General features: G+C 54.9%; 10 protein-coding genes. 8 read left to right on the forward strand and 2 right to left on the reverse strand.

All coding sequences use genetic code 11. From position 1 onward, the window contains the following. Positions 1 to 335 (reverse strand): hypothetical protein (locus P8Z34_06295; protein ID MEJ2550274.1); only part of this gene is annotated, 335 nt, incomplete at its 3' end. Between the two features lie 465 nt (positions 336 to 800). Between P8Z34_06295 and P8Z34_06300 the strand changes: the two genes are divergently transcribed. From P8Z34_06300 to P8Z34_06315, 4 genes are all read left to right on the forward strand, one after another. Continuing rightward, positions 801 to 1,799 (forward strand): hypothetical protein, encoded by a 999-nt coding sequence (locus P8Z34_06300; protein ID MEJ2550275.1) that lies wholly within the window; start codon positions 801 to 803, stop codon positions 1,797 to 1,799. A gap of 235 nt (positions 1,800 to 2,034) precedes the next feature. Then, positions 2,035 to 5,271 (forward strand): FAD-dependent oxidoreductase, encoded by a 3,237-nt coding sequence (locus tag P8Z34_06305; protein ID MEJ2550276.1) that lies wholly within the window; start codon positions 2,035 to 2,037, stop codon positions 5,269 to 5,271. Positions 5,272 to 5,341: 70 nt separating this feature from the next. Continuing rightward, positions 5,342 to 5,569 (forward strand): 4Fe-4S dicluster domain-containing protein, encoded by a 228-nt coding sequence (locus P8Z34_06310; protein ID MEJ2550277.1) that lies wholly within the window; start codon positions 5,342 to 5,344, stop codon positions 5,567 to 5,569. Then, positions 5,566 to 6,015 (forward strand): hydrogenase iron-sulfur subunit, encoded by a 450-nt coding sequence (locus P8Z34_06315; protein ID MEJ2550278.1) that lies wholly within the window; start codon positions 5,566 to 5,568, stop codon positions 6,013 to 6,015. Before P8Z34_06310 ends, P8Z34_06315 begins: the two co-directional genes overlap by 4 nt. A 111-nt stretch (positions 6,016 to 6,126) precedes the next feature. Here P8Z34_06315 and P8Z34_06320 read toward each other — a convergent pair whose 3' ends face one another. Next, positions 6,127 to 7,149, reverse strand: coding sequence for a UDP-glucose--hexose-1-phosphate uridylyltransferase (locus tag P8Z34_06320; GenBank protein MEJ2550279.1), 1,023 nt, complete (start codon positions 7,147 to 7,149; stop codon positions 6,127 to 6,129). Positions 7,150 to 7,400: 251 nt separating this feature from the next. Here P8Z34_06320 and P8Z34_06325 point away from each other — a divergent pair, with 251 nt between their 5' ends. From P8Z34_06325 to P8Z34_06340, 4 genes are all read left to right on the forward strand, one after another. Next, positions 7,401 to 8,435 carry a LacI family DNA-binding transcriptional regulator gene (locus P8Z34_06325; GenBank protein MEJ2550280.1) on the forward strand — a complete coding sequence of 345 codons (1,035 nt, stop codon included), beginning with the start codon at positions 7,401 to 7,403 and terminating at the stop codon, positions 8,433 to 8,435. A 256-nt stretch (positions 8,436 to 8,691) separates the two neighbouring features. Beyond that, positions 8,692 to 9,780, forward strand: coding sequence for a substrate-binding domain-containing protein (locus tag P8Z34_06330; protein ID MEJ2550281.1), 1,089 nt, complete (start codon positions 8,692 to 8,694; stop codon positions 9,778 to 9,780). Positions 9,781 to 10,086: 306 nt separating this feature from the next. Continuing rightward, on the forward strand, positions 10,087 to 10,842 hold the full coding sequence (locus P8Z34_06335; protein MEJ2550282.1) for an ATP-binding cassette domain-containing protein: 756 nt from the start codon (positions 10,087 to 10,089) through the stop codon (positions 10,840 to 10,842). 26 nt (positions 10,843 to 10,868) lie between these two features. Then, positions 10,869 to 11,888: an ABC transporter permease gene (locus P8Z34_06340; GenBank protein ID MEJ2550283.1), complete on the forward strand. Its 1,020-nt coding sequence runs from the start codon at positions 10,869 to 10,871 to the stop codon at positions 11,886 to 11,888. Positions 11,889 to 11,926: the final 38 nt, after the last annotated feature.

The following is an 11,926-nucleotide window of genomic DNA, read 5'->3' on the forward strand; positions in this document are numbered from 1 at the left end:
CTGTTTGGACAGTTTGAAAGCCGGCGCGGGATGAGATAATACTGCATTAAACCAACGTGTCCCAAAATTTCATCGAGATCCGCAGGAGGAATCAGCAGCACCGCGTTCTCCGGGGTGTTCTCCCGGATCCACGCAAAATACTCCGCATAGCGATCACCAAAGGCAATCACCGCACTGCGGTCTTGGGCCGTCAGGTTATGCGTGTCGCGTATCAATCCGATCGAAGGCAGAACGAAAGATCGCGCGACCAGGTAGATCTGAATCAATATCGCCAGGCATAGAATAACGACTTCGAACCTGATCTGTGGGAGTTTTGTGTCACGATTGATCTTCATCTCAAGTTCCTGTCACGAGTGTCTTCAAAGCGTCCAGGACATCTCGCGCATCGATACGCATACGCCTACCGCTGCAAGGGTCTTCAACCGAACCCACTTGTCCCAGAGACGTGCTTTGGTTTCTTTCCACCGGGACGTATTTCGAGCATGTCGAAATAATGGCAACATTCACCTTGGCTTTGGATCAAGACATAATCATATCTCAGATTTACTGCGAAAAGGAGAAATCGTGCCATTCTTCCACCTCCGCCGAATTCCGATACCGGCGCGCTCGAATGAATTAAGGACCAACTTTTTCCCAATCTGTGAGTAACGATCCTCATGCTACAATGTTGGCGATTTTCAACGGCTTGTACGAATTCGAATTGAAAGTCAGAATAGTGTCGCCCACTGCCCTCGAATGATTCATCCTTGATGGCGAGAAAATGCGCCCGGTGTTCGAGCTTCGTATGAGGAGTAGATAGCATGCCCGCAGTGAAGGAATTGAATTTCAAATTCCGCTTCGTACGCAATAAAAACCCGATCGGGGTGTTCGCCAAGAACGCCATCGCTACTGACAAAGTCCTCATCCTCGACCAGGAGCCTATCGACTACGCCGATATTCGTGACAGCAACTGCCGGGATCAACGCCTGGCTTTCACACTTTCTCCGGGTGCATCCGTGGGAGAAAAAACCCGTGATTCACTCCACGAAGAAAATCTCCTCGTATTGGAAGTGTCGCGGGTCAAGGGTACGGAGTTGGAGAAGCACATCGCTCGAGTCTCGTCTGCGATCCAGACCGAACAGCACCGGCAAGAACTGATCGAGGCGGGTCAAGCGGATCGATTCCACAGCGTTGTTTGCTCGAACTGCCAGGCGACGATCGACCTCTCGGACTTCAATCGCACGAGCTACGTGTACTGTCGCTACTGTGAATCGCTCATCAAGTACAGCGGGGGAATCGTCACCCCGGGCGATTCGTACCGCATCTGCGATGAGTGCGGCATGTTCGATCGGGTGCGTGGATACACCCTCCTTCATTTTTACTTTCTGATCGTCGTCTACGGCTACTCCGCCCGCCGCATTCACGTCTGTGATAACTGTGCCGTACGTATGGCGAAAGGCGCATTGCTGCGGAATTTACTCTTTCTCTTCGGCGTCCCCTCGGCGATCTACATGTGGGTGAAGGCCGTCACCGGCCGGGACAAGTCGCTGCAGGCCTTGGCCAGGGCCAATGCACTCGCTCGCAAGGGCAAATTCAAAGAAGCGGATGAAATATACGTCCAATTTTCAGGAGCCTATCCCGAACACCCTGCCATCTTGCGCAACCGCAGCCTGGGGCATCTATATGGCAACAACATCAACGCAGCGATGACTCTCCTCAGCCGCTCGCTCAAATCCTGTAACAATTACCTGCCCTCGCTGCTGCTGGCTCGCCGATTAAAACAAGTGGCTTCGAGAGTCGGCGGACAGAAACACGCATAAGCTCTATCTTGCACACGAAATCCGGCCTTTGTCTTCCGTTCCTGATTTTTCTATTGGAAGGGAAGGCAGCCATGCACGTTCTGATGATTTGAAGAACCTCCCCATATACTTGTGACTTATTTCACTATCCACGTCCGACTCCAGGGTCTACCATATTGGACAGGATTAGGCCAAATTTCCCACATGCCTGGCGCCTGGCGCGCCATCCGGGCTGTTGCTAGTGAAGGTATAAAAGGTGCCAGGAGATCCTCGTCACTTCCCCAGGAACGGTAGAGAGAAGGCTGAAAACGTCCTCGTGATCGGAGGCGGTGTCGGTGGGATGCGTGCCGCCATCGATCTGGCCGAAGCCGGTATCCACACCTACTTGCTCGAAAACTCGCCCTCGCTGGGCGGACGCGTCGCCCAACTCGGTTTCATGTTCCCGACACACGACTGTGTATTATGCCGGGGCACCTCCGACCATGGATTCGGCTGTACCCGGCCTTCGATCACCCCGGCCTTATTGGATCAAAACAAACACCCCAACATCACCGTGCTCACTTCCACAGATCTGATCAGCTGCGAGGGACAGGCTGGCGACTTTACCGTAAGGCTTTGTGAGCGGGCCAAAATCGTCGATCCAAACCTCTGCATCAATTGCGGTCGATGCGCCGATGTATGCACGCAGGTCCGTCCCAGTGGATTCCAACTTGGATTGAGCACCCGCAAAACCATCGACAAATCAGCGCCGCGCTCCCTGCCGAATGCGTATTACATATTGGAGAAAAGCGAGCACTGCGACGACTGCCAAAAATGCCTGGCCGTCTGTCCGACACAGGCTATCGATCTCGACGCTCAACCGAGAAACCACGAAATTCGCGTCGGCGCGCTGATTCTGGCGATGGGATTCCAACCCTTCGATCCGTCCTCGATGCCGGAATTGGGCTACGGCCGGATCCCGAACGTGATCACATCGATGCAGTACGAGCGCCTGGCCTCCCGTTCGGGCCCGACGGAGGGCATCGTCAAGCGCATTTCGGACGGGAAAATCCCAAAACGCATCGCCTGGCTGCAATGCATCGGTTCACGCGATCAAGTCAATCCTTACTGCTCATCCATCTGCTGCATGTACGCCACGAAAGAAGCCATGCTGGCCAAACAACGCGACTCCAGCATCAACTGTCATATTTTCACGATGGACGAGCGGGCCTTCAACAAGGAATACAATCACTACTACCACCAGGCTCGAGATGATTTCGGCATCCGCTACACGCGCTGCCGCATCTCTTCTATCGATGAAGATCCGTTGACAGGGGAAGTTATCCTGCGTTATCCCTCCGGACGCATGCACGGGGAATCTGCACCCGGCCAGGGCAAAGTGCAAGAATCGCGTTTCGATCTGGTCGTACTCGCCGTTGGTATCCGCCCGCCAAAGGGATCCATCGACATTGTCAACAAGCTGGGAATCGCCACCAACGAGTACGGGTTCTGCGAAACGGATAAATTCTTCCCCCTGGCCACTTCCCGCCCGGGCGTATTCGTCTGCGGCGCTTTTGCCTCTCCAAAGGAGATTGCAGAAACCATTCTGGATGCCTCCGGCGCGGCGGCCGAAGCGATGCGCATCATGCACGACCAGCTCGGGGAAAGCACCTTCAGCAGAGCACAACCCTTTCTGACCTCTCATGATCCCGTCCAGGCGGTGGAAGCAGATCAGGATGACCTGAAAGTTGGAGTCCTGCTCTGCGGATGCGCAGGTGAAATATCGCAAGTCGTCGACTTGCAAGAGGTTGCCGATTTCGCCGGCGCGTTGCCGGCGGTGAGTCAAGTCGAGATCCATCCCCTCGCTTGCCATGCAGACGGGCAAACGCATCTACAACGTTTGGTGACCGAGGGTGGCGCCAACCGCATCGTAATTGCCGCCTGCAGCCACCGGATGCACGAGCCGCTTTTCCAGCGACTGGCATCAGAAGTCGGCCTCAATCCCTACTGGATCGAAATGATCAACCTGCGCGAACACTGCTCCTGGGTGCATGCCAGCGATCCGGTAGGCGCCACGCGCAAGGCATGCGAAATGCTTCGCATCGGCGTCGAGCGCGTCCTCCAAGCGGACACCGTTTATAAATTCCAGCGTCAACCCGAACGGGCCGCGCTGGTGATTGGCGGTGGTGTGGCCGGGATGACGTCCGCGCTGGGTATTGCGGATGCAGGCTTCGAAGTACACCTGGTGGAGAAAAGCGGCGAATTGGGAGGCAATCTGCACCACATTTACTTCGTCGCCGAGAACGCCAATCCCCAACGCCTTCTGCGAGACCAGGTTAACCGTATCCTCAGTCACAAGCGCATCACCCTCCACCTGCACAGTCAAATTGTCCATCACACGGGAAGTGTGGGCGATTTTCGCGCACGCATTCGCACAGACAACGGAGATGGCACTTTTCAAGAGACAGAAATTCGGCATGCGGCCGTAATCGTGGCAACCGGGGGGCAGGAAGCCAGGGCGGACCGCTACCTGCTTGGAAAAGATCCGAGCATCCTGCGCATGTCTGAATTGGAGGAAATCCTCGCTCACCAACCCGAGCGCGTAACGCAACTTAAATCCGTGATTCTCATCCAGTGTGTGCAGCCCGAGGGCGAGGAAGAATACTGCTCACGTATATGCTGCACCAATACGATCAAAAACGCCTCGCGTTTGAAAATGCTCAACCCGGACTGCCAGGTAATCATCCTCTACAAGAACATCATCACCTACGGATTCCGAGAAAAATTTTATCTGGACGTGCGTAGAAGAGGCGTGCTCTTCGTGCGCTACACCGATGCCGCTCCGCCTCGAGTTCGTCTCGAAGAGACCAACGCAGGCGCGAAAGTCGTCGTCGAGGTGGACGAACATATCTTTGGGGAAACACTGGTGTTCGAGCCCGACATGATTGCACTGAGCATGTCGATCCAACCATCGTCAGGAACGGGTGAGTTAGCGAAAGTACTGGGCGTTCCCAGATCAAACGAAGGTTTCTTCCTCGAGAGTCACTTGAAGATGCGGCCGATGGAGTTTTACGACGATGGCATCTTCCTGGCCGGCATGGCACATTATCCCAAATTCATCGAGGAGACAATCACGCACGCCATGGCCTGTGTCGGAAGGGCGCTGACGATCTTGAGCCGCCCCAGCATTCAATTGGGCGGCGTTGTGGCAGAGATCGACCCACAGCGCTGCACCGGCTGCCTCACCTGTGTTCGTACCTGCCCATTCGGCATCCCTGAAATGCGATACGATCAATGTGGAGTAGGACAACTCGGTGGAGCGGCCTGGATCGATCCGGCTCGCTGCCAGGGCTGTGGCACCTGCACGGCCGAATGTCCGGCTCGCGCCATTCAACTCACTCAATATCGCGACGAGCAAATCAACACCGGCCTGGGATCGTGGGCGCCCAACCTGCCCGCGGAGAACGGAACAAAATCCAAATCCCTGAGACTCGAGGGGCAGGGTAAAATGTGAGCATCGTGGATTCCTGTCCAGCGATCGACCTGCCCTTCCACCTTCAAGGTATAAACGTCGAGATTGAGAAATGCAGCGTATAGAAACCCAAACCAGACAGCAGTACTACATTGAACTGGATGCAGCCAACTGCGACGGATGCCGCAAATGCCTGCCTTCATGCAGTTACACGGCGTTGATTTGGGTGCATGCAGAGAACGAGTTGTTGGTCGATACCTGGGCTTGCACCGGGTGCGGAAGCTGTGTGACGGTCTGCCCGCAAAAAGCACTCTCACTCCGGCCCAGGGACGTCAGATGACTACCTCTGAAGATTTCTCCCCCGAAATCACTGTTTTCTCCTGCATCTACTGCGCCTACATGGCCGCCGATACAGCCGGTGCGCTGCGGCACGAATATCCCGCCAACATTAAGATCATCCGCCTGCCCTGCACAGGAAAGACCGACATACAATATCTTCTCAACGCTTTTGAAGAAGGCGCCGATGGTGTCTACATCGTTGCCTGCAGCATGGGGAACTGTCACCACGAACGGGGCAACGAGCGTGGATTCGCCAGAGTGCAGCGTGCAAAACAACTGCTGGAAGACATCGGTATCGAATCGGAACGATTGGAGATGTACTTCGTCTCAGGCGGGATGGGAGCTACCTTCGCCGAGATCGCCCTGGACATGACTTACCGTATCCACGAGCTCGGTCCCAATCCTCTGAAGAAACAGCCTTCCCTCTCCCAGCAAGTTCGGGCGTAGATACTCCCTGAGCATCGTTCCGCTTGGCCCTGGAACATGCGGCAAGCACAATTCACTTATACGAATTTCAAATGGGGTTTCCGCAAAGCATCGCTGGATGGATGATCCACATCACGTGGCGATTTCGAGCGTTCGCAGACGTTCCGCAGCGGTTTCGGCCGTCAAATCTCGCTGTGCTTCGGCCAGCATTTCGAAGCCCACCAAGAATTTCCTCACCGTCGCCGAGCGCAAAAGTGGCGGGTAATAATGAGCGTGTAATTGCCAATGATCGTTGGGTTGCTCATCGAACGGTGCGCCATGCCAGCCCATTGAATATGGAAAGGAGACATTGAAAAGCGAATCGTAGCGCAGTAACAACGATTTCATGACCTGCGCAAGCAGATTCCGTTCATCATGACTCAAATCCGGAAGCCTTAAAACATGACGTTTGGGCACAACCATCGTTTCGAAGGGCCAAATCGCCCAATACGGAACCAATGCTACCCAGGCCTCGTTTTCCACAACGACACGCTCACGCGTTTCAAGCTCTTCCTGCAGGCAATCCAGAAGCAGCACACGCCCGCTGCCTTCGCCGTACACTCTCTGATTGGCGTCTTCCTTTAGCGGCTCGTTGGGCAGCGCATCCAATGCCCAGATTTGACCGTGAGGATGTGGATTGGACGCGCCCATCATCTCTCCCTTATTCTCGAAGACTTGCACCCAACGGTACGTCTGGCCAAGATCAGCGGACTGCTCCGCCCAGCAGTCGATCACGCTCCGGATCGTTTGCACGTCCATTTCGGCCAGAGTCAAATCGTGTCGCGGGGAGAAACAAACGACCCGGCAGGTCCCGCGTACGCCGGCGGAACGCAGCAGTCCGCCATCTTCAACGGACGGATCAGCACCATCCGGCAACAAGGCCTGAAAGTCGTTGGTAAAGACGTACGTATGTTCGTACGCAGGATTGACCGCGCCACTCACTCTTTGATTTCCCGGACAAAGATAGCAATCCGGATCGTACGCAGGGCGATCTTCCCGTATTCGATCCTCGACCTTTCCCAGCCACGGCCGTTGGGCACGATGAGGGGAAACGAGCACCCATTCTCCAGTCAAAGCATTGTAACGTCTGTGCGGCAGCGTATAAATCGATTTCATGTCATCCGTACCTATCTGCGTCCGAATGGGATGCGACTCGATCACCCAACTGTTTACGGTAACGTTATCGGTATCATTTCAACGCTTTTGGACCATCTCGATTGTACAATTTCCCGTGTCTTTTCGTCAAAACCAGTAATTCCACTCCGTAATATGATTTAAATCACTTGATTCGCACGGCCCATCTGTTGCATGCTAATATCACGATTGCCTGTTACCGATAACGTTACCGATAACGATTACTGGGAAACATGGATCCAAAGCCACGAATCACAATCAAGGACGTTGCACGCGCCGCAGGAGTCTCGACTCAAACCGTGTCGCGCGTACTGAATGAACGGCCGGACGTCTCCTCCGAGACGCGCATGCGCGTCCAGCAAGTGATCGCCGAATTGGGGTACTCACCCAACGTGATTGCGCGCAACTTGAGCCGCGGACGCTCGAATACACTTGGCGTCATCGGCTACGGCCTGATTTATTTCGGCTCATCGGGCGTAATTGCGGGGATTGAGAGCAAAGCCAACGAACTCGGCTATTCTCTCACCCTCAGCCTGATCGATCAGGTCGAACCTTCTCGCGTCGACAGAATTCTGTATGACTTCCTATCGCGTCGCGTGGAAGGCATCATCTGGGCCGTTCCGGGCAACATCAATGCCATCGACTGGTTGACCGAAAGATTTTCCGACGTACACACACCGATTATCTCCATCAATATGGGTCACGATGGATTGGATCACGTGGTTGCTCTGGACAACCGACTCGGCGGGAAACTCGCCACGGAGCATCTGCTTCAGGGTGGGTATCAAGACATCGGGATCATTACCGGGCCGCGGCATTGGTGGGAAGCTAAGGAACGGTTGATGGGATGGCAGGAGACCGTTGAAGAGGCGGGATATTCCGACATCGACAGATTGATCGTCGAAGGCGATTGGAACGCTCCCAGCGGAGACGTCGGACTGCATTCGCTGCTCGACCAAAATCCGGAAGTAGACGCAGTCTTCGTTTCCAACGATCAAATGGCGCTCGGCTCGCTTCAAGCTGCGCGACGTCTGGGATTGAAGGTTCCTGAAGATCTGGGCATCGTCGGCTTCGACGACATCCCGGAGGCAGCTTACTTCTATCCCTCCCTGACCACCGTCCGTCAAAACACCCAAAAGCTGGGCGCCATGGCCGTAGATCAAATCCATGCCCTGATCCAGGTCGAACAACACGGGAAAGCCCTTGAACCCGAGATCGCATGGGTCAAGCCCCGATTGATCGTCCGGAAGAGTTCCGTACGAAAATGAGGCTGCAATCGTACTTCACGCCTTAACTATTCGCATACGGAGCCCGATGAAGACTGTGAGTGTGCGTGCAAAATAACTTTGCCAACCCGAAACCCTCGCCGGAGAAGCGGCGCTCGAGCGCCGCGACGTTTCGCAAGAGCGAAAAAACAACGATTTGCCCGTATCGAACAGCGTAGGAGGAGGTGAAAATAGATCGATCACGACAGATCCCGCTTTGCAACAATAGTGATACGTTGAATCTCAAGAGGAGGATAGGATGAAGAAGTTATACTGGCTCTTGGCTGCGCTGTTGGTCTTCAGCATGGTCCTGACGGCCTGCGCTCCAGCCGCAACCCCCACCGAAAAACCCGTAGTCGAACAACCAAGCGGAGAAACGGTGGTGGCACCCGCGGAACCAACCGACACCGAAGGCCCCGCTCCTGCGGCGGAAGATAAGTGGTGCTCGGGCACCGATATTGTCTTCTTCCCCGGCGGTTCACCCGGCGGCCCGTTTGCTACCGTCGTTTACAACGGCGCTCTCCAGGCCGCGGATGACCTGGGCCCGAACGTCGAATACGTTTGGTCCGATTGGAATCCGCAAAACATGATCACGCAATTCTCCCAGGCCGTCGCCACCAATCCGGACGGCATCGCGATCATGGGACACCCCGGCGATGAGGCATTTGCCCCGTTGGTCGACGACGCCGAAGCAAAGGGCATTGTCGTCACCAGCATGAACACCCAGTTGCCTGAACTTCAAAAGAAATATGCGTCCAAAGGCTTTGGCTACGTCGGCGCAATCCTCTATGACGCCGGTTATGCACTCGGCTCAGAGTCGGTCAGGCGCTTCGACCTGCAGCCCGGCGACAAGGCCTTCGTCTGGGGTCTTCTGGCGCAAGCCGGACGCGGCGAACGCACGCAAGGCGTGATCGATGCCCTTGAAGAATCCGGCCTTGAAGTAATCTACCAGGAAATCGACGACGCCACGAACGCGGACGCTGCTGCAGGCACGGCCACCTTCGTGGGCATCATGTCATCGAACCCTGACATCAAATTGGTCGTCACCGACCACGGCGCCCTTACAGCCACTCTGGAGACTTACCTGAAGAGTGCCGGCCTGGGCCCGGATGACGTCTACGCCGTCGGTTTCGATCTCTCTTCCGCCACGGTGGAAGCCGTACGCGGCGGTTGGACCGACCTGGTCATCGATCAGCAGCAGTGGTTACAGGGGTACCTGGCCGTGCTGCAAATCTGCCTGACCCACAATTACGCTTTCACGGGCCTGGAGATCAACACAGGCGCGGGATTCCTCGATAAGGACAACGTAGACATTTTGGCAAGTCTCGTGGAACAGCAAATTCGCTGACCCTACCGAACCGTTCCTGACGCTCGTGAGTGACTTACGCATGTAGCAAGCGTATGGACGGAAAAGAGGGCTAGATGGTTGCAACCCTACTTCAACAATTGCAGATACAGACCAAGCTACAAGGCAACCATCTAGCCCTCACCTGGAATAATCCTTTTTCATTATTTCATCATAGCCGTTGCACGCAGAAACCTTAAGAATAAAATGTACCTTACCCCTTTCCGCCGCAACAAATCAATGGATATGTGTGTTTGTGCAACGAGACGGCACTAGGCGACATAGAATACACACAAGGGAGCTAAATCTATGGATTATCGACTGGAGCTGAGGAAAGTATCCAAGTCCTTCGGAGAAGTCCGTGCTCTGCGGGATGTAGACTTTCAATTGGGGCGCAACGAAGTCGTTGGTCTGTTGGGGGATAACGGTGCTGGTAAATCCACGATGATCAAGATCATGAACGGCTGTTACCAACCAACGTCCGGCAAGTTGCTTTTCAACGGCAAAGTCGTCCATCATCTTACCGTGCCCATGGCACGCCAGTTGGGCGTTGAAACCGTCTACCAGGAACGTGCGCTTGCCGAACTGCAAACCCTCTGGCGCAACATCTTCCTGGGACGTGAATTGAAAAACCGCTGGGGATTGCTGGACGTAAATAAGATGAAAGCCGAAACGCACCGCTTGATGACTCAATCGATGGGCTTCACATCGCACGCCGTGAGCCCCGATTCGAAAGTCGGCAAGTTTTCCGGAGGCGAGCGTCAGGGGGTCGCCATCGTGCGCGCCCTCTATTTCGACGCTGAAATCATCATCCTGGACGAACCCACGATGGGCCTGTCGCTGAAAGAAACCGAAAAGCTGCTCAACTTCGTGCGCGGGATCAAGGAGGCCGGTAAATCCGCCGTCTTTATCGACCACAATATCTACCACGTCTATTCGGTATCCGATCGCGTGGTGGTCATCGACCGCGGCCGGGTGGCCGGTGAGTTCCAGACCAAAGATATCAGTCTGGAGACCTTGATGGAAAAAATGATCCTCGTTGCTGAAACAGGCAACCTGGACTAATCCCTCGAACAGACAAGGATGGATCAATGACCTCTCAAACGAAACAGATCAATTCCGAGACCGGCGCGCGCTACAAAGAGAGTTTCAATCTGAAGAGATTCTTGAGGACGTACGGCACGCAATTCGGCATCCTGACCGTTTTCGCCGCCATGTGGTCGTTCTTCATCATCATGGCTCCGGACACCTTTCTCTCCGCCCCAATCTATTACGCCTACATGTCGACGATCCCCTTCTTCGCCATGATCGCCATGCCGCTGACCATCCTCATCATCGCCGGTGAAATCGATCTTTCCTTCACCTCCATCATGGCCATGGGCATGATCATGTTCATCCTGACCTACAACGCCACCCAAAGCGTCTGGCTGGCTTTTATCGTTTCCCTGGTTACAGGGTTATTCATCGGTTGGTTGAACGGAATCATCGTGGTCAAATTCGGCATTCCATCCCTGGTCGCCACGATCGGCACCCAATTTTTCTGGCGGGGCGCAGTCCTGGTACTATCACAAGGCAAGAGCGGCACCCTGGTATATACCAAGGATACCCTCCTGTATCCGCTTCTGGTCGGCAAGATCGGCGGCGTGTTTCCCGTACAGATGCTGTGGTTGATATTCATCGCCGTCGGATCGTGGGTGCTGCTCAATCGCCATCAATTCGGGGCGCACATGTATTTGATCGGAGATAACCCCAACAGTGCAAAATTGATGGGCGTCAATACGGGACGGGCACGCATCAAGGGTTTCATGCTCGTCGGTTTGGTCTCCGCTTTCGCCGGGGTCGTCGCCAGCTTACACGTCACCTACTTCTGGCCGAGCCTGGGCGAAGGCTATCTGATGCGCACCCTGGCTTCCATCTTCCTGGGCGGAACTTCAGTATTCGGTGGTGTGGGCACGATCCTGGGCTCGTTTATCGGCGCCTTCATGATCGGCGCCATCGAGGCTGCCACCGTCGCCATCGGCTGGACAGGTTTCCTGACGCAGTTGATCTATGGACTCATCATCGTCCTCTCGGTCGTCATGCATACCTACCTGGGGAAACGGTTATCTTAGCCAGATTCTAGCCTGGTAGATCGCGCAACCAACCTGCT

This window comes from Anaerolineales bacterium, from assembly GCA_037382465.1.
Classification (GTDB): domain Bacteria; phylum Chloroflexota; class Anaerolineae; order Anaerolineales; family E44-bin32; genus WVZH01.